General features: G+C 66.0%; 18 protein-coding genes. 10 read left to right on the top strand and 8 right to left on the bottom strand.

Annotated elements, in window-relative coordinates; genetic code table 11:
- Positions 1-123 precede the first annotated feature (123 nt).
- The 3 genes from HBE64_RS22170 to HBE64_RS22160 all read right to left on the bottom strand — a co-directional run bounded on the left by HBE64_RS22170 (position 124) and on the right by HBE64_RS22160 (position 3,476).
- A complete protein-coding gene (locus tag HBE64_RS22170) occupies positions 124-1,056 on the bottom strand; it encodes an LLM class F420-dependent oxidoreductase (RefSeq protein ID WP_167107183.1) in 933 nt (310 codons plus the stop codon).
- 10 nt (positions 1,057-1,066) lie between these two features.
- On the bottom strand, positions 1,067-1,615 hold the full coding sequence (locus HBE64_RS22165; protein WP_208300526.1) for a hypothetical protein: 549 nt from the start codon (positions 1,613-1,615) through the stop codon (positions 1,067-1,069).
- 88 nt (positions 1,616-1,703) lie between these two features.
- A complete protein-coding gene (locus HBE64_RS22160) occupies positions 1,704-3,476 on the bottom strand; it encodes an alkaline phosphatase family protein (RefSeq protein ID WP_243841419.1) in 1,773 nt (590 codons plus the stop codon).
- 214 nt (positions 3,477-3,690) lie between these two features.
- Here HBE64_RS22160 and HBE64_RS22155 point away from each other — a divergent pair, with 214 nt between their 5' ends.
- Positions 3,691-5,430, top strand: a complete 1,740-nt coding sequence (locus tag HBE64_RS22155) for an acyl-CoA dehydrogenase family protein (protein ID WP_167107180.1) — start codon at positions 3,691-3,693, stop codon at positions 5,428-5,430.
- Here HBE64_RS22155 and HBE64_RS22150 read toward each other — a convergent pair.
- Both HBE64_RS22150 and HBE64_RS22145 read right to left on the bottom strand, forming a co-directional pair.
- Complete coding sequence (locus HBE64_RS22150; protein WP_167107177.1) at positions 5,427-5,885, bottom strand: protease inhibitor I42 family protein; 459 nt, start codon at positions 5,883-5,885, stop codon at positions 5,427-5,429. The two genes, HBE64_RS22155 and HBE64_RS22150, sit on opposite strands and share 4 nt — an antisense overlap.
- Positions 5,875-6,732 carry an SDR family oxidoreductase gene (locus HBE64_RS22145; RefSeq protein WP_167107175.1) on the bottom strand — a complete coding sequence of 286 codons (858 nt, stop codon included), beginning with the start codon at positions 6,730-6,732 and terminating at the stop codon, positions 5,875-5,877. Before HBE64_RS22145 ends, HBE64_RS22150 begins: the two co-directional genes overlap by 11 nt.
- 42 nt (positions 6,733-6,774) lie before the next feature.
- Here HBE64_RS22145 and HBE64_RS22140 point away from each other — a divergent pair, with 42 nt between their 5' ends.
- The 3 genes from HBE64_RS22140 to HBE64_RS22130 are packed head-to-tail and all read left to right on the top strand — an operon-like array spanning position 6,775 to position 9,773.
- The gene (locus tag HBE64_RS22140; RefSeq protein ID WP_167107173.1) at positions 6,775-7,794 is read left to right on the top strand and encodes a TIGR03617 family F420-dependent LLM class oxidoreductase; all 1,020 of its coding nucleotides are present in this window, start codon (positions 6,775-6,777) and stop codon (positions 7,792-7,794) included.
- 4 nt (positions 7,795-7,798) lie between these two features.
- Positions 7,799-8,554 carry a GAP family protein gene (locus HBE64_RS22135; protein ID WP_167107171.1) on the top strand — a complete coding sequence of 252 codons (756 nt, stop codon included), beginning with the start codon at positions 7,799-7,801 and terminating at the stop codon, positions 8,552-8,554.
- 7 nt (positions 8,555-8,561) lie between these two features.
- On the top strand, positions 8,562-9,773 hold the full coding sequence (locus HBE64_RS22130; protein ID WP_167107169.1) for an MFS transporter: 1,212 nt from the start codon (positions 8,562-8,564) through the stop codon (positions 9,771-9,773).
- A gap of 2 nt (positions 9,774-9,775) precedes the next feature.
- Here HBE64_RS22130 and HBE64_RS22125 read toward each other — a convergent pair whose 3' ends face one another.
- A complete protein-coding gene (locus tag HBE64_RS22125; protein WP_167107167.1) occupies positions 9,776-10,189 on the bottom strand; it encodes a heme-binding protein in 414 nt (137 codons plus the stop codon).
- Positions 10,190-10,313: 124 nt separating this feature from the next.
- Between HBE64_RS22125 and HBE64_RS22120 the strand changes: the two genes are divergently transcribed.
- Both HBE64_RS22120 and HBE64_RS22115 read left to right on the top strand, forming a co-directional pair.
- Positions 10,314-11,132, top strand: coding sequence for an alpha/beta fold hydrolase (locus HBE64_RS22120; RefSeq protein WP_208300525.1), 819 nt, complete (start codon positions 10,314-10,316; stop codon positions 11,130-11,132).
- Positions 11,133-11,227: 95 nt separating this feature from the next.
- The gene (locus HBE64_RS22115) at positions 11,228-11,668 is read left to right on the top strand and encodes a WXG100 family type VII secretion target (protein ID WP_167107165.1); all 441 of its coding nucleotides are present in this window, start codon (positions 11,228-11,230) and stop codon (positions 11,666-11,668) included.
- A gap of 215 nt (positions 11,669-11,883) precedes the next feature.
- On the opposite strand, the gene HBE64_RS22105 is transcribed toward HBE64_RS22115, so the two are convergent.
- The gene (locus tag HBE64_RS22105) at positions 11,884-12,186 is read right to left on the bottom strand and encodes a hypothetical protein (RefSeq protein WP_167107163.1); all 303 of its coding nucleotides are present in this window, start codon (positions 12,184-12,186) and stop codon (positions 11,884-11,886) included.
- A 122-nt stretch (positions 12,187-12,308) separates the two neighbouring features.
- Positions 12,309-13,778, bottom strand: coding sequence for a hypothetical protein (locus HBE64_RS24500; RefSeq protein WP_208300524.1), 1,470 nt, complete (start codon positions 13,776-13,778; stop codon positions 12,309-12,311).
- A 271-nt stretch (positions 13,779-14,049) separates the two neighbouring features.
- On the opposite strand from HBE64_RS24500, the gene dnaK reads away from it, so the two are divergent.
- From dnaK to HBE64_RS22080, 4 genes are read left to right on the top strand one after another with little or no spacing between them, the layout of a single operon-like run.
- Positions 14,050-15,903 carry a molecular chaperone DnaK gene (dnaK, locus tag HBE64_RS22095; RefSeq protein WP_167107161.1) on the top strand — a complete coding sequence of 618 codons (1,854 nt, stop codon included), beginning with the start codon at positions 14,050-14,052 and terminating at the stop codon, positions 15,901-15,903.
- Complete coding sequence (gene grpE / locus HBE64_RS22090; protein WP_167107160.1) at positions 15,900-16,529, top strand: nucleotide exchange factor GrpE; 630 nt, start codon at positions 15,900-15,902, stop codon at positions 16,527-16,529. The genes dnaK and grpE overlap by 4 nt, the downstream gene beginning before the upstream one ends.
- A 31-nt stretch (positions 16,530-16,560) precedes the next feature.
- Positions 16,561-17,748, top strand: a complete 1,188-nt coding sequence (dnaJ, locus tag HBE64_RS22085; protein ID WP_167107159.1) for a molecular chaperone DnaJ — start codon at positions 16,561-16,563, stop codon at positions 17,746-17,748.
- Positions 17,745-18,116: a heat shock protein transcriptional repressor HspR gene (locus HBE64_RS22080; protein WP_167107158.1), complete on the top strand. Its 372-nt coding sequence runs from the start codon at positions 17,745-17,747 to the stop codon at positions 18,114-18,116. Before dnaJ ends, HBE64_RS22080 begins: the two co-directional genes overlap by 4 nt.
- Positions 18,117-18,186: the final 70 nt, after the last annotated feature.

Below are 18,186 nucleotides of genomic sequence, written 5' to 3'. Positions count from 1 at the left end.
GCCGAAAGGATCGGGGAAAGGAATGGCGTCCCCGGTTGAATAGCCGGTGGCCCCAGCGGGGTCAGTTTTCGCCACGGCTACCTATGCTAGCGGCCTTGCCAGGGCATTTGTGTCATTCCGCAATCACGAAAGCTGGCGGACCACCTCGCTGGCGAACAAGTCCAGATGGTCGAGATCAGACAGGTCGAGCACCTGCAGGTACACCCGCTGGACGCCTGCCTCGATAAAGGGCGCCAGCCGGTCCACGATCTCCGACGGCGTCCCGACCAGCGGGGTGTTGTCCCGCAACTCATCGACCTCACGGGAGATCGCTGCGGCGCGCCGCGAGATCTCGGCCTCGTCGCGGCCGGCGCACACCACGAACGCCGCCGAGTAGACGATGTCGTCGGGCTCGCGGCCGACCTTCTCCATGGCGGCGCGCACCCGCCCGTATTGGGGTTCGACAAAGTCGAGGGTGGGGAAGGCCAGATTGAACTCGGCGGCGAACCGGGCGGCCAGCGCCGGGGTCCGTTTGGCGCCACCGCCGCCGATGACGATCGGCGGGTGCGGCTGTTGGGCCGGTTTGGGTAGCGCCGGTGAATCCTTGACCGTGTAGTGGGCGCCCGTGTAGTCGAAGGTTTCACCCGGCGGCGTCGTCCACAACCCGGTGATGATCTCGAGTTGCTCGGTGAGCCGCTCGAAGCGCTCACCCAGCGGCGGGAACGGTATGGCGTAGGCGAGGTGCTCGGCCTCGAACCAGCCCGCGCCGATGCCGAAGTCGACTCGGCCCGAACTCATGGCGTCGACCTGGGCGACCGAGATCGCCAACGGTCCGGGATGGCGGAACGTGGCCGAGGTGACCAGCGTCCCCAGCCGGATCGTGGTGGTCTCGCGGGCGATCCCCGCCAGGGTCACCCACGAATCCGTCGGCCCGGGAAGCCCGTCACCACTCATCGCCAGATAGTGGTCGGAGCGGAAAAACGCTGAATAGCTTAGGGATTCGGCTGCTTGGGCGACGGCGAGCTGGTCGGCGTAGCTGGCGCCTTGCTGGGGTTCGACGAATACACGGAAGTCCACCTGCGCCAGCTTAGAAGACCTCGACGCCTTCCGTGCTGATGAACATCCCGTGGCCGGTAGCGTCGTTGGTGAAGCGGGTGCCACTGCTGCTGGCGTCGATGGTCCAGCCCACCGCGCGATAGGTGCTGTAGTCGAGGGTGGTGGTGGGGATCGCGCCGAGGTTGCCGCTGATCCAGCGCACACTGCCCTGGGCGCTCACCTCGACGCCGTTGGCGGGTTCGTTGTTGATGACGGGCGGGTTGGTGAAGTTGGACTCGCAGCCCACTGTCGCGGAGTTGATCTGGCAGCGGGTCTGGCCGGATTTGGTCTCGATGTAGACGTAGCCGCTGGAACTGGGAGCCAGGGTCTCGCCGCCCGGGGATGGCCCGCTCGGCGCCGTCGTGGTGGTCGGCGGGGCGATGGTGGGACGACTGGTGGGGAAGTTCGGCTCCCCGCCGGGGCCGCAGCCCGGGCAGGTTGCCGCGCCGTCGGTTGTGCTGCTGCACCCGGCGGCCGCGGCGCCGGCGATGACCAGCCACACCATCGCAACGCAGGCTTGCACGCCGTTCCGTGAGCGCATCTGACCAGACTACGCACTCAGTGACGAAAGTTACTGCAGTGACTCGAGGGTCTACGGCTTCGATCGTGCGGGGAGCTAATGCGTTCGGTCAGGCGACGTTGACCGCGAGGAGCACCGGTGCCGGGGTGGGCACCACGGCCGCGCCCGCCGGCGGGGGCAGCGGGGGATCGGTCGGTGCGATCACACCGGAGCCGGTCAGGTGGGCCACCACCCGTGCGAGGGCCTGCGTGGTTCCCACGACGATGTCGCCGGTGATATTCACCAGCGCCTCGGCGATCCCCGCCAGCGCGCTGAGCAAGAAGATGTTCTGATCGACGATGCCCTGCAACTGGGTGGCGACGCTGGTGACGAATCCGTCGAGGAAGTAGGGGATCGACGCGAACACCGTCCGGACACCGAGTGCGAGGTCGACGCCGATGTTCGGGTAGCCGTACATGGCGGTCGCATCCTTGAGCGCCTGCACCAGATCGGTCGGGTCGACAATGCTGGTGGTCTTCGTCGTCAGCGGTACGCCGTCGAAGTCCGAGCGCGCCGGAAGACCGAACAGGTTGATGATCGTGGGCGTGATGTCGGCGTTGGTGTAGCCGAGGTTCTGCTTGCCGTCGTTGGCGTTGTCGCCCGCCAGGTCGAAGATGACGAATGACGATGTCTCATTGGGTGACTGGAAGCCGTGACCGAAGCCCTGCGACTGCTGGTGGCCGTGATCGGTGGTCACGATCACCGTCCACTTCTCACCCGGATTGGCGGTTTCCCAGGTGTCGATCGCGGCCATGATGTCAGCGATGTTGTTGCTGACATTGGTAACGGCTTGGGCGTACTGCGGCGACCCGCCGCCGTAGGCGTGACCGGCCTCGTCGACCTGCACCTGGTAGGAGAAGATGAAGTTCGAATCGCCGGCCTGGGTGTTCTGGATCATCTGGATGGTGTTAGACACGACCTGCGCATCGGTGTCGGCCCAGCTGTTGGTGAAGGCGACGAACTGGTTGACGTCAGCCTTGTAGCCGCCCGCGTTGCCGATGTCGTTGATGTACTTCCAGTCGGCGATCACCGCGGTGTCGATCGCGGGGTTGTTGTACTCGATCAGGTTGAACACGGTGGGCCAGGAGTCGTACGGCGCCGGGTTGAACAGGTTGTTGATCACGCCACTCTTGTTGTCCCACACGCCGGTCAGAATCGTCGTCCAGGACGGCCCGGAAATCGTCGTATGCCCGACGATGCTCGTTGCGCCGGTGACGCTCTGGTTCATCAGGTCGATGAACCCGGAGTTGGCGACCGGATCGGCGAGGATCTTGCCCAGGTTCGTGCCGTCCGTGCCGATCAACAGCACGTGCGTTGGCTGCGCAGAAAGCAGCGTCGTCGTCGCGCTGGCGCTGCGGACCCGTCCGCTGGTCGCCGACGCGCTGAACGCGACAACGTTCGCGAGAGTCACCGGCGCCGCCGGTGTCGGTGCGGGGGCCGCCGGGGCGGGGGCCCGGACCAACGCGGGGACGACGTCCACGGCGGCGACGGTCTCGGGTGCCTGATCCTGCGTCGTGCCGATGTCACGCAACAGCGCGGTGGTCCGGCGCTGCGCCGCACCGGCCCCGGGGACTCGGGCCGCGGCCGCGGTCGCCGGTTGCTTGGCGTCATCGCCAGTTGTCGACCCGCCGCGGGTCGTGGTGGCTGCGGACCTCGCCGAACGGCCGGCGGGGCCGGCGTGCGAGGAGCTTGCGGACGCACCCGGGGAGTCGGACTGAGATGTGCCGGGCGAATCCGATGCCGGCCCCTCGGCGTAGGCGACGGCTGTTCCCATCGCCGACCCGGTGCCAGCGACGACGCCGGCGATTGCGGCACCCAGGCAGACTTGTTTGATGGTGGTCATATCGCACTCCCGATGTCGAGCGGCTGGCATCCGGCTTCGGCCGTGACGCTAATCCTTGCCCAGCCGGCGCACAGGGTTTTCACAGTCTTCGGGGGCCGGTTCCTGGTCAGGACTTCCGGCCCAACGAGAACGTCACTATTGAGTTGTCGGCGAACAGGATTTTCCGGGCGCCGATCAGGCTAGATTCGAACGCCGTAGTGACGAAAGGAGCCCGATGGCGACCCCCCGACTACTGTTCAACCCGAACACACAGGATTTCTCGCAGTTCGATGCGGAAACCCGTCGCCAACTTCAGGCACTAGTCGAATGGTTCGAGTCGCGCGGCAAGACCAAACTGCTTCAGGACGACTTGGACGCAACCTGGGTCTCGGACTTCCTCGACTTCATCAAGCGCGAGCGCATCTTCGCGACCTTCCTGACCCCCTCCGAGTACGGCATCGGCGACGACAACAAGCGCTGGGACACCTCACGCAACGCCGCACTCAGCGAGATCCTCGGCTTCTACGGCCTGGCCTACTGGTACGCCGAGCAGGTCACGATTCTCGGTCTCGGCCCGATCTGGCAGAGCGACAACATCAAGGCCAAGGAACGTGCCGCCGCGCAGTTGGACAACGGCGGTGTGATGGCCTTCGCGCTCTCCGAGCGTGAGCACGGTGCCGACATCTACAACACCGACATGGTCCTCACGCCCGCCGCCGACGGCGACGAGGAGGGTGTGGTGTTCCGTGCCTCGGGGGAGAAGTACTACATCGGCAACGGCAACGTGGCCGGCATGGTGTCGGTGTTCTCGCGCCGCGCCGACGTCGACGGCCCCGATGGCTACGTGTGGTTCGCCGCCGAGAGCAGCCACCCCGCGTACAAGCTGATCGGCAACGTCGTGCACGGCCAGATGTACGTGAGCAACTTCCGGCTCGAGGACTATCCGGTCCGCGAGGAAGACATCCTCTGCACCGGCCCCGACGCCTTCTCGGTGGCGTTGAACACCGTCAACGTCGGCAAGTTCAATCTGTGCACCGCGTCAATCGGCATGTGCGAGCACGCGTTCTACGAGGCGATCACCCACTCCAACAACCGGATCCTCTACGGCAATCCGGTGACCGACTTCCCGCACGTGCGAGCGAGTTTCGTCGAGGCCTACGTCCGGCTGGTGGCGATGAAGCTGTTCAGTGACCGCGCCATCGACTACTTCCGCAGCGCCAGCCTGCAGGACCGGCGCTATCTGCTGTTCAACCCCGTCACCAAGGCGAAGGTGACCTCCGAGGGTGAAGTGGTGGTTCGGCTGCTGTGGGATGTGTTGGCGGCCAAGGGTTTCGAGCGCAACACCTACTTCGCCGAAGTGGCGCGGCTCATCGGTGCGCTGCCCCGTCTGGAGGGAACTGTGCACGTCAACGTGGCACAGATCCTGAAGTTCATGCCGAACTACCTGTTCAACCCTGCCGACTACCCGGCGATCGGCACCCGAGACGACCCCGCCGACGACGTGTTCTTCTGGTCCCAGGGGCTGGCCGGCGGTGCGTCCAAAGTGCAGTTCGCCGACTGGACCCCCGCCTACGAGAAGTTCTCGGGGGTGCCGAACGTGGCACGGTTCTTCGAACAGGCCAAGGCGCTGCAGCATCTGTTCGCCACGGCCGCACCGGATGCCGATCAACTGCGCGACCTTGATTTCATGCTCGTGGTCGGGCACCTGTTCACCCTGGTGGTCTACGGTCAGCTCATCCTGGAGCAGGCCGACCTGCGTGAGATCGACCTCGACGTCATCGACCAGATCTTCGACGTTCAGGTCCGCGACTTTTCGGCGTATGCCGTTGCCCTGCACGGTAAGACGAGCTCGACTCAGGCTCAGCAAGACTGGGCCTTGGCCGCGGTGCGCAAACCGTTGACCGACACCGATCGTTTCGATCGGATGTGGGAACAGGTCAAGAGCTACGACGGCGCCTACACGATGCGGCCCTAGCTGACCGACACCTCGGCGGTGAAGGTCCAGGCGTTCTTCTGTCCCCCGGGCCAGGGCTGGCCATAGCTGGTCGTGACGGTCGCCGCACCGGGTGCCTCAGCCTCGAACGTCCATTCTTCGGTTCCGGACGCACCCGGCGGCCCGCCGGTCGGGGCCACGGCGCGGTGGCCGGCCTGGGTCAGCACGGCGCCGTTGCTGATCTGTGCCTGCCCCGCCCACTGGTAGCCGGTCGACGGGTTGGCGGCCAGGGAGACCTTCAGGGTGTCGCCGACGCGCAGGCTGGCCTGGCGGGTGATGTTCTTCTGGCTCAGCAGGTCGTCGTAGGACACCGATACCGTCACGGTCTGGTGCGCTGGGGTATCGGCACGGCTGCAGGCCGACACGACGCCGGCCGCCGCCAGTGCGGCAGCCAGGGTCAGCACCGGTATCCGGTAGACGGCGATGTCAGTCGACAAAGGGGGTGAACTTCCTGCTGCGCCACAGATAGGACACCAGCCGCCGGGCAGGTACCGACCGGGGCCAGTCGTCGGAGCGGAAATAGGCATCCGATCCGCCGTCGACGAAAATGACGCTGCCACAAAGGAATTCAGCGGAATCGGACAGCATGAACAACACCCAGTCGGCCAGCTGTCCCGGGTCGCCGAAACCACCGATTGGGACCGGGAAGGCCCGGATCAGCTTGGCCTCCTTCGGGGTGGCCAGTTGCCGCTCGAGCAGCGGCGTCAGGATGGCGCCGGGAGCAAGGGCGTTGAGGCGGATGCCGGCCCCTGCCCAGTCCCGGGTCACCGCGTGCCTGCGCACCCACCGGCTCACCGCGATCTTGGAGGCCGCATACGCCATCGACGGGGCATTGCGGCCGAACAGGCGCACGGCCCGCACCGCCTTGTCGCTGTCGCCGGCCAGCAGGGCGGCGACAGCGCGCTTGGGCACCGCCGGCACCGTCGTCGTCGAGTTGCTGGAGAAGACGACGACCTTGGCCTTGTCGGCGGCGGCCAGCGCGGTGCGCCACGCCTGCAGAAGGTCCACCACACCGAAGTAGTTGACCTGGGCGATCAGACGCGCCCGATCGGTACCGGGAGTGGGGCCCAGACCGGCGGCCAACACCGCGCCGTCGAGCCGGCCGCCGCTGGCGGCGAGCACCGCGTCGGCGGCGGTGCGCCGTCCGGTCGCGGTGGACAGGTCTGCTACCACCTCGGCTTCTTTGATGTCGACGCCGATGACGGTGTGGCCTTCGGCGCGAAGTTTGGCCACGACCGCCTGGCCCATCCCGGACGCGGACCCGGTGACTGCGTAGGTACCCACGTGTGCACCTTATGCGCAGGGCAGTCGCGTACTGTCCGCTGCGTGTACGTCGATGTGATGACCTCGGCCCTTCCCCTCGGCCAGATCGGTGCCCTCGCCGCCCGCACACAGGCCGCAGGGTTCTCCGGGATGCTGTTCACCGAGACCGGCCGCACCCCGTATCTCAACGCCGCGGTGGCTTCGCAGGCCGCGCCTGGCCTTGAGCTGTCGACCGGTGTGGCAGTGGCCTTCCCGCGAAGTCCGTTCATCACGGCGGCCACTGCGTGGGAACTGCAGGAAGCCACCGCGGGCAGATTCCGGCTGGGACTGGGCACCCAGGTCCGCACCCATGTGGTGCGGCGCTACGGCTCGGCGTTCGAACGGCCGGGTCCGCGTCTGCGCGACTACGTCCTGGCGGTCAAAGCTTGTTTCGCGGCGTTCCGCACCGGCACGCTCGATCACCACGGCGAGTTCTACGACCTGGACTTCATCACCCCGCAATGGAGTGCGGGCCCCATCGATGCCCCCGATCCCAAGGTCGACATCGCGGCGGTGAACCCGTGGATGCTGCGGATGGCCGGTGAGGTGGCCGACGGTGTGCACGTCCATCCCATCGGGGAGCCCGGCTACATCGCCCGGCACGTGGTGCCGAAAGTAGCTGAGGGGGCGGCGAAGTCGGACCGGTCAGCCTCCGAAATCGCACTGATCGTCCCGGTGCTGACGGTTGTCGGTGACACCGACGAGGAACGCGACGCCGACCGGGAACTGGTGCGGGCCAGCATGAGCTTCTACGGCAGCACTCCCAACTACGCCTTCATCTGGGACGAGGCCGGCTTCGAGGGCACCACGGCCCGGATCCGCGAGAAGCAGAAGGCCGGCGACGTCAAAGGCATGGCCGCGCAGATCACCGACGAGCACATCGCCACCTTCGCCACCGAATCCACCTGGGACGGCCTGGCCGACGCGCTGGCCGCCAGGTACGCGGGCGTCGCGACCCGCGTCGTGCTGTACAACGCGGCAAGCGCCAGCGAGGAGCGGTTCCGGCGCTACGGTGACGTCGCCCGGCGCCTCTCGGCGGGGTGATCCGATGACCGCGCATCTGACCGTCCTCGCCACGCTGGCGCTGGCGATTCTGTTCAGCCCCGAGACGCTGATCGTCGGGCTGATCATCGCCAGCGACAAGAAGGTTCCCAGGCAGGCGTCGCTGGCGTTCAGCCTCGGTGCCGTCGTCGGCATCGTCTTCGCCACCGGCATCGGCATGTGGATCGCCGCTCTGACCGGGATGTCGGAGGCGCCGCATCACCCGTCCTGGCCCGGGTTCATCGTGCGGGTGGTGATCGCGGTGGCGCTCCTGGCGATCGGCCTCTACCGGGCGGTGGCGGCGCTGCGCCACAAGCCCATCGCCGACCCGACCGAACCCGGATACACCCCCAGCCGGCTGCGGGAGGCGCTCGCCGAGCGCTTCCCGGGTCTGGCGCGCCGCCTTAATCCCGAAGTCGATCTGCCAGTGCGACAACGCATCGGCCGGGCCGGGCTGATCGGGTTCGTCGTCGGCGGCCTGCACCCCAAGGTGTTCCCGATCGCCATCGCGGCGGGCCACCAGCTGTTGGCGATCTCCGATCGCTCAGATCGGTTGGTGGGCATCGTCGTGTTCGCCGGAATCGCCCTCGTGCCTGCCGTGGCACCCACCGTGATCGAACTGGTTCGACCGGGCGCTGCCGGCCGCATCAAGGAAGGATACGAACGGCTGATGAAGGTGCACGGACGCTGGCTCGTCGCCGTGCTCCTGATCGCGGCGGCCGCGTTTGTGGGCCACAATGCGTTCGACCACATGCCGAGGTGATGATCGCGTGAGCCTGTCCAGTTCCGACACCGATTCGGTGCGGCTGGGCGGACTGCTCAGTGGCGTCCTGGTCACCCAGATCGTCAACAGTGCAGTGCATCTGGCGCAGCCGCTGCTGGTTGCCGACATGTCCGGATCGCTGGGCAACGCCGCATTCTTCTCGGCGTTCGGCACCGGCGTACACATGCTCGGGACCTACCTCGCCGGCTGGCCCACCGACCGGTTCGGCGCCCGCCTTGTGTTGGTGTTCTCGACGCTGCTGCGCGGTGTGGTCCTCGCAGGTATCCCGATCGCCATGGCTTTCGGTGTGGCCAGCCTGCCGTGGGTGATGGTCTGCTACACACTCGAGGCGCTGATCCGCGGCTACGTCGACACCTCGGTGCATACCGTCCCGCTGGATCTGGTCGGGCATCGCCGTAACCTGTTGGACCGCATCAACTCCCGCTACGAGGTGGCCTTCGAGGTGGGTGCAGTCGCAGGGCCGTTGATGCTCGGCGGCTTGATGCTGTGGTCGGACGGCATCGTGCCGCACATCGTCATCCCGATCGGTTTCGTCGCCTCGGCGGTCTGCTACCTGTTCATCCCGAAGACGACGCTCACCGGGCATCTCGACAATCCGTCGTCACACGGCGGCTCGTGGAGCGGGCTCAAGTACATCCTCGCCCACCGGTACCTGCTGATCGTGGTCGCCGCTCTGATGCTGTTCCACCTCTACGAGCTGCGCAAGCTGCTCAGTGCTTTCTTCGCCAAAGGCCTGCTGCACCACCCGGCCGCCGTCGGGCATGTCGGGTCGGCGTTCGCGTTGGGCGGTGTTGCCGGCGCGCTGCTCTATGCCGTGACGCGACACCGTGGTTCGGGCATGGGGTGGGTGCTCGGCGGCGCGGCGGGCACGCTGGTGCTGGCGGTCGGCTGGATCCCGGTGAACCTGCCGGTGATGATGGTGGCGGTATTCCTGTTCGGAGTCAGCAACGTCTGCGCCCGGCTGGTGCTGACGCGCTGGCGACAGGAGCTGACCCCGCTGGAGTTCGCCGGTGGTGTGACGGCGGCGTCGGAATTCGGTCGCACAGCCATTTCAGTGGGCATCAACAGCGTTGTGGGCGCGGCATTTTCGTCGGGCGGCAGCGTGTACAGCGGGTTCGGCATCGTGGGTGGGATGCTCGGGCTGTTCGCCGTAGCCCAGGTGGTGCTGGTGCGGCTGTTGGGCCGGCGGCACCGATAGCGTCAGGCTCCCGCGGTCCAGATCTGCACCGCCGCCTCGGCGCAGGCGACGTCGTCGGCGGTACTGGCGCCGCTGACCCCGACGGCCCCGACGATCACACCGTCGGCCTCCAGTGGGATGCCGCCGCCGAAGATGACGAAGCGGCCGCCGCCGTTGGCCTGCAAGCCGAACAGCTCGCCGCCCGGGGCGGCCAGCACGGCCAGATCCGCGGTGGCGATGCTGTTGGCGACGGCGGTGTAGGCCTTGTCGACGGCGAGCACCGGGCCGGCGATCTCGGCAGCGTCCATCCGGCCGAAGGCCACAAGATTGCCACCGGCGTCGACGACCGCGGCGGAGATCTTTACCGAGCGGCGGTCGGCCTCGGCGTGCGCGGCCGCGATCAGGGCCTGAGCGGTGGCGAGGGTGACAGTGGGCATGGGCGTCAACCTAGCGCGCGGCCGGGATATTGGCGCACTCTGCACTCTCCTGGTTGACGCCTTCTCGGCTGCGGCGCAGGCTTTGTTGGGGGTCGGGCATTCAGGGATCGAGAGGGAGCCGCCAGTGCCCACCATCACCACTTCCGACGGTGTCGAAATCTTCTACAAGGACTGGGGTTCTGGCCAGCCCATCGTTTTCAGTCACGGCTGGCCGCTGAGCGCCGATGACTGGGACGCCCAGATGATGTTCTTCCTCCAGAACGGATTCCGCGTGCTCGCCCACGACCGGCGTGGACACGGTCGCTCCGACCAGGTCGGTACCGGTAACGACATGGCCCACTGGGTGGCCGATCTGGCTGCGCTGACTGAACACCTGGACTTGCGCGATGCGATCCACATCGGGCACTCCACGGGCGGCGGCGAGGTGGCGCGCTACGTCGCGCGCTATCAGGACCGGGTCGCCAAGGCGGTGTTGGTGGCCTCATTGACGCCGAGCATGGTGCAAAGCGAGACCAATCCCGGGGGTCGGCCGCAGGAGTGGTTCGAGGCGGTTCGCAACGGCGTACTGGGTAACCGCTCGCAGTTCTTTCGCGAGGTGCCTGAAGGCCCGTTCTACGGGTTCAACCGTCCGGGGGTCGAGCCGTCTGAGGCGATCATCTCGAATTGGTGGCGCCAGGCCATGTCGGGCAGTGCGCAGGCCGCCTACGAGACGGTGTCCTCCTGGCTCGAGGACTACAGCGACGACCTGCGATCGATCACTGTCCCCGTCCTGGTGATGCATGGTGACGACGATCAGATCGTCCCGTTCGCCAGCTCGGTGCCCCGCGCCGTCGACCTCCTGCAGCAAGGCTCCTTAAAGACGTATCCGGGTTATCCGCACGGCATGTTGACGACACACGCGGACGTCCTCAACCCCGACCTACTGGCGTTCATCCGGTCCTGACCCACGACAACCAAGGCGTAAAGGCAACGTTCACCGACTATCGCGGGCGAGGCGGGCGACCTAAAATTCAGAGTCCGATACTCGGAAGGAGCGCCATGGCCGATGACCTGAAGGTTGATGTCGAGGGTCTGGTCCGTGGCGGGTCGGATATAGATGAGCAGGCGGCAGCATTGTCGGCCTCGCACCGGCGGTCGATGGTCGATCTCAGTGACTCTGAATCTGGGTGGGTGGGTTCATCGGCCGACGCACTAGTACGCATGGCGGCCACCTGGCAGCAGGTCGCCGATGCCCATCACACCGCTCTCACTGAACAGTCCACTCACGTCGCAGACGCGGCACGAGTCTTCCAAGCCGTAGAGGAGCGCAGCGCTTCTGAGTTGGAGCAGGTCGCCCACCAGGAAGACTCCCTGAGCTGGAACGCAATTCGCGAACTCTGTGCCCGTTCCGATCCGGCTCGTTCAGACCTGCTGCGTCAACTCAGCAAGAGCATCGGTACGAATGCAGCTTCGAATGCGACAACTCCCAAACACGCGTAGAACGCGCCACGCGCCACATACCAATGGTTCTTGAACGGGAGCACGGACGCCGCAGCCGCAACCGCCGCGGGAAACAGCGGGGCCAAGGGCCATAGAAAGCCGAACGTCAGAATCACCGATGCGAAGCCGACGAACAGGCCGGTCAGCATTGCGATGGGGTGCTGATCCTCGGGGGTCGGAGTATCTGAGACGTCCGGCATACTCATGGTCGTTCCTCACCTTCCCCAGGAGCTCGCGTGTGTGACTATGCCTGGGAGCCAAAGGGTTAGCATCGGCACCAAGCCGGTAATGGGAGCCAGAATCAGGCCAATACCTAAGGCGCGATTGCGCGGGTTGATACTGCGGCGAAACACGAACGCACCCGCGATCACCACGCCCACCGCGACGATACAAATCACGGTGATAACGCTTGGAGAAGCCTTAGAAGCCAGGACAGCACCTGCGGCCAGACCCCAGAAAAGTCCACCGATGACCGCGCCGACGAATGTGGCTCTCCGCCAGTCGACCTCACGTGCCATGGCAGCCCCTCCAAATCTGTCGAACGCGACGAGTGCTCGAGTTCAGATCGACTGTAGAACGTTTCATCATCAACCTTCCCCGGGACTTCTCAACAACCATTCCCCTGACTGGACGTGTGGCATCAGCGTCGGTGCGGAGGCGGGAACTCGGTGCCCTGAAAAGGTGTGATCGTCCGTACCACCGGTACCTCGCCTGCTGCCGCGGGACCGAAGGGCGTGAAGTTGCCGGGCGGAACAATCGACATCGGCGGCGCGATGGGCGCGGGTTGGGGTCCGTCCATCGGCCCACGCTGCGGGGGCTCGTACTGCGGAACGACACTGTTGAAGCTGGTGATGATGCTCGCGTCCCCCACTTCCTTATGAGGTACTAAACCGATCATCGGCCCGGAAGCGTCATCGGTGAAGCTTGGCCACGACTGCAACAGCGGTGTCGTGGTTCCATTCCGGTCACCGTAGATTTCCAGCGCAGGGAAGGTGGTGACGGTGCCCCCAACCCGTGGCCCGTCCGCGCCAGGACTAATACCGAGCGTTCCGTTGACGCTGAACGGGATCGATTTCGCCGGCCCTTCGCCGCCAGGGGAGAAGGGATCGGCCGCGTTGTAATGGAGCAACACCGCACCATTTGACTGTTGCACCGCCGAAACGCTGGGGGTGCCCGCCTTCACTGCTCCGGTATCCGCGTTCACCGATGGATTCTGGCGGGCGACGATGATTCCGTTTTCGAAGTCGGTGTAGATCGCGACCCGCGAGTCTTCGGGTCCGGCGTAGGGGGCGAAGCCGCGGTTGTCGCCAACGTTGTTGTCGTAAGGCAGCGAATGGCCGTTGTCGAAGGGCGGGAAATCGATTGTCGGAGCCCATACATCCTTACTGGGAATGAACAGATTCGTCCGCACGACACCTTGGCCGGGTACCGGCTTGATGCGGGCCACCGCGATGTTCGCTGCCACGCCGTTGTTCTTTGCGCTGTAGCTGTGCGGATCCAGGGCCGCAGCGGTCGCCCAGTCACTATCGCTGACGGGGTCTCGCCCGAATATGTTCCGAAAGGCAGCGATTTCGTTGCGCTTCTGGACGGAGTCGGGAGCCACCGGTGCTTCGGCGCTGTCGCCCTCAGACATTTCAGACATCGCCTTGTCAACCGCATTGGCGAGGCGTCGATCCGTGGAATCGGCTCGCCGGAGCAGATCGACGATCGCATCTTGAACGATTTGCAGGTGTCGCTCGTTCTCTGCCTGTTGCTCACGATCGGTTGAGTGAAAGCACTCCAACGTGCTGTTCGCTACGTCAATCGTGATCCCCCAGCGGTCGGCCATACGCTGAATCCGGGCCCATTCAGACTTGATCGACTCCACCTCGGACGCTGCGGCCGCGACATCACGCGCAGCGACCTCGCATTCTTCGGCGTGGGTGAGGAGGCTGTGGCTGATTGCCATGGCCCGGGCCGAGGCTGCCTCGTGGGAGACGCCCCGCCACTGCAGCTTCGCGATGATGGCACCCTGGTTGTGCGCGACGTCGCGAAAGTGGTTCGCGCGGTTGGTTGCCGCCGTGGAGACTCGGCGGACTGATCCAGGATCCCACCTGTCCAGATCGGCCAACGATATCCCCACGGAACGAAAACTACCGTTGCTGGCTCGATGCCGGAATTCACCCGGGGCTCTCCTCGACGTCGCACACCGCCGTCGGACTGGGAAGCCGAATGCAGCAATGTGCACCCGTCGAGGAACAAATCCGGAAGACCTGCCGTTGACCACTTCGACACTTGAGTGAACGAGGCTCAAGTCTGAGTTGACAGAAGACCGTCGACAGGAGCAGGCTTGAGTCTGGTCCGCTCAGACCTAAGACGTAACTATTCAGGAGGAACACAACATGGCTCGTGCGGTCGGTATCGACCTCGGGACCACCAACTCGTGCGTCGCGGTCCTCGAAGGTGGCGATCCCGTCGTGGTCGCCAACTCCGAAGGGTCCCGCACCACGCCGTCGGTGGTCGCCTTTGCGCGCAACGGCGAAGTGCTGGTCGGCCAGCCCGCCAAGAACCAGGCAGTGACCAACGTCGACCGGACCATCCGTTCGGTCAAGCGGCACGTGGGCACCGACTGGTCCGTCGAGATCGACGGCAAGGACTACACCTCGCAGGAGATCAGCGCCCGCGTGCTGATGAAGCTCAAGCGCGACGCTGAGAGCTACCTCGGCGAGGACATCACCGACGCGGTCATCACGGTGCCCGCGTACTTCAATGACGCCCAGCGTCAGGCCACCAAGGAGGCCGGTCAGATCGCCGGACTCAACGTCCTGCGCATCGTCAACGAGCCCACCGCCGCGGCCCTGGCCTACGGCCTGGACAAGGGCAACAAGGAACAGACCATCCTGGTCTTCGACCTCGGTGGCGGCACCTTCGACGTCTCGCTGCTGGAAATCGGCGACGGTGTCGTCGAGGTCCGCGCGACCTCGGGTGACAACCACCTCGGTGGCGACGACTGGGACGACCGGATCGTCGAATGGCTCGTCGACAAGTTCAAGGCTTCGGCCGGCATCGACCTGACAAAGGACAAGATGGCCATGCAGCGGCTGCGTGAAGCCGCCGAGAAGGCCAAGATCGAACTCAGCTCCAGCCAGAGCACCTCGATCAACCTGCCCTACATCACCGTCGACGCCGACAAGAACCCGCTGTTCCTCGACGAGCAGCTGACCCGCTCGGAGTTCCAGAAGATCACCCAGGATCTGCTCGACCGCACGCGTCAGCCGTTCCAGCAGGTAATCAAGGACGCCGGCATCTCGGTTTCTGACATCGACCACGTGGTGCTCGTGGGTGGTTCCACCCGCATGCCCGCTGTGACCGATCTGGTCAAGGAACTCACCGGCGGCAAGGAGCCCAACAAGGGCGTCAACCCCGACGAGGTCGTCGCAGTCGGCGCCGCCCTGCAGGCCGGTGTGCTCAAGGGCGAGGTCAAGGACGTGCTGTTGCTCGACGTCACCCCGCTGAGCCTCGGTATCGAGACCAAGGGCGGCGTGATGACCAAGCTCATCGAGCGCAACACCACCATCCCGACCAAGCGGTCGGAGACCTTCACCACCGCCGACGACAACCAGCCGTCGGTGCAGATCCAGGTCTATCAGGGTGAGCGCGAGATCGCCTCGCACAACAAGCTGCTCGGCAGCTTCGAGTTGACCGGTATCCCGCCGGCTCCGCGCGGCGTGCCCCAGATCGAGGTCATCTTCGACATCGACGCCAACGGCATCGTGCACGTCACGGCCAAGGACAAGGGCACCGGCAAGGAGAACACGATCAAGATCCAGGAAGGCTCCGGCCTGTCCAAGGAAGAGATCGACCGGATGATCAAGGACGCCGAGGCGCACGCCGACGAGGACCGCAAGCGTCGCGAAGAGGCCGACGTCCGCAACCAGGCCGAGTCGCTGGTCTACCAGACGGAGAAGTTCGTCAAGGAGCAGCGTGAAGCCGAAGGCGGATCCAAGGTTCCCGAGGACACGCTGACCAAGGTCGACGGCGCGATCGCCGAGGCCAAGACCGCGCTCGAGGGCACCGACATCGGCGCCATCAAGTCGGCGATGGAGAAGCTGGGCGTCGAGAGCCAGGCCCTGGGCCAGGCGATCTACGAAGCCACCCAGGCCGAGCAGGCCGCCGGTGGTGACTCTTCCAGCAGCTCGTCGTCCGACGACGTGGTGGATGCCGAGGTCGTCGAAGACGATCAGGAGAACAAGTGAGCGAAGGGCATGCAGACGAACCGGTGACCGTCACCGACAAGCGTCGCATCGACCCGCTGACTGGCGAAGTTCGCGAGTCCTCCGCCCCGGCCCCCAGTGGGCCGGGGTCGGAGGCTCCCGGGTCGGCGGGTGGCGAGTTGGCCGACAAGATCGCCGAACTCACGTCGGACCTGCAGCGTGTGCAGGCCGACTTTGCCAACTACCGCAAGCGTGCGCTGCGCGACCAGCAGGTTGCCGGCGAGCGGGCCAAGGCCGTCGTGGTGAGCCAGTTGCTCACCGTCCTCGACGATCTCGACCGCGCCCGCAGCCACGGTGACCTGGAAAGCGGTCCGCTGAAGTCGGTCGCCGACAAGCTGGTGGCCGCCCTCACCGGGCTGGGCCTGACTGGCTTCGGTGCCGAGGGCGACGAGTTCGATCCCTCGCTGCACGAGGCCGTCCAGCATGAGGGCGAAGGCTCCAAGCCGGTGATCGGCACCGTGATGCGGCAGGGCTACACCCTCGGCGATCAGGTGCTGCGACACGCCCTGGTCGGCGTTGTCGACGCGGTCGACGGCGACGCCGATGGGGCCGACACGCCCCCGAACGCAGGAGACTCCGGCGGTCAGAACGCAGAATCAGATCAGTAAGAACGACAACACGGTAAGGAGGTGACGCTGCATGGTTCAACGAGAATGGGTTGAGAAGGATTTTTACAAGGTGCTCGGCGTCTCCTCTGACGCCGACGAGGCGGAGATCAAGCGGGTGGCCCGCAAGCTGCTCGCCGAGAATCATCCGGACCGCAACCCGGACAATTCCGCCGCCGACGAACGCTACAAGGAGGTCGGCGAGGCCCGCGATGTGCTGACCGACCCGGCCAAACGCAAGGAGTACGACGAGACCCGTCGTCTGTTCGCCGGTGGTGGCGGCTTCGGCCGCCGGTTCAACAACGGCGGTGGTGCCGGCGCCGGTGGCGGCTTCGGCGGCGATGGTGGGGAGTTCAACCTCAACGACCTGTTCGGCCAGGCCGGCCAGGACGGCGGCGCCAACATCGGCGATCTGTTCGGCGGGTTGTTCGGCCGGGGCGCTCAGCAACGGCCGAGCCGGCCGCGCCGCGGCAAGGATCTCGAGACCGAAACCGATCTCGACTTCCTGGAGGCGACCAAGGGTGTCGCCATGCCGCTGCGGCTGACCAGTCCGGCTCCGTGCACCAATTGCCATGGCAGCGGGGCACGTCCGGGCACCAGCCCGAAGGTCTGCGCCACGTGTAACGGCTCCGGGATGATCAACCGCAACCAGGGCGCGTTCGGGTTCTCCGAACCGTGCACCGACTGCCGGGGCAGCGGCTCGATCATCGAGCACCCGTGCGACGAGTGCCGCGGCACCGGTGTCGCGACCCGGACCCGCACCATCAACGTGCGGATCCCTCCCGGCGTCGAGGACGGTCAGCGTATTCGGCTGGCCGGCCAGGGTGAGGCCGGGCTGCGCGGCGCGCCGTCGGGTGACCTGTACGTCACCGTGCACGTGCGCCCTGACAAGGTCTTCGGCCGCGACGGCGACGACCTGACCGTGACGGTTCCGGTGAGCTTCACCGAACTGGCTTTGGGTACAACACTTTCCGTGCCGACTCTGGAAGGCAAGGTCGGTGTTCGGGTGCCCAAGGGCACTGCCGACGGACGCATCCTGCGGGTGCGTGGCCGCGGTGTCCCCAAGCGCAGCGGTGGGCACGGCGACCTGCTGGTCACCGTCAAGGTCGCGGTTCCGCCCACCCTGGAAGGCGCCGCGCTCGAAGCGCTCGAGGCTTACGCCGCCGCGGAAAAGGCCAGCGGGTTCGACCCGCGAGCTGGTTGGGCAGGAAACCGGGCATGAGCGCATCGGAAGAGTCGCGCACATTCCTGATCTCAGTGGCCGCCGAGCTGGCCGGTATGCATGCGCAGACGCTGCGTACCTATGACCGGCTCGGCCTGGTCAGCCCACAGCGCAGCTCCGGTGGCGGGCGCCGCTATTCGGAACGTGACGTGGAGCTGCTGCGCGAGGTGCAGCGGCTCTCGCAGGACGAAGGTGTGAACCTCGCCGGGATCAAGCGCATCATCGAGCTGACCAATCAGGTCGAGGCGCTGCAGTCCCGCATCCAGGAGATGGCCAGGGAGCTGGACTCGTTGCGCGCCAACCAGCGTCGCGACCTGGCCGTGGTGCCCAAGAGCACCGCGCTGGTGGTCTGGAAGCCGCGGCGGTAGTCACCGGCCGCCCGCCGCTGCGCCGAGATTGAACTCACGCAGAAGAACTGCGAGTAGCGAGCTGCGCAGG

This window comes from Mycobacterium sp. DL592, assembly GCF_011694515.1.
Taxonomy (GTDB): Bacteria; Actinomycetota; Actinomycetes; order Mycobacteriales; family Mycobacteriaceae; genus Mycobacterium.
The sequence above is the reverse complement of the archived record's forward strand: the minus strand, read 5'-3'. Positions and strand labels throughout refer to the sequence as shown.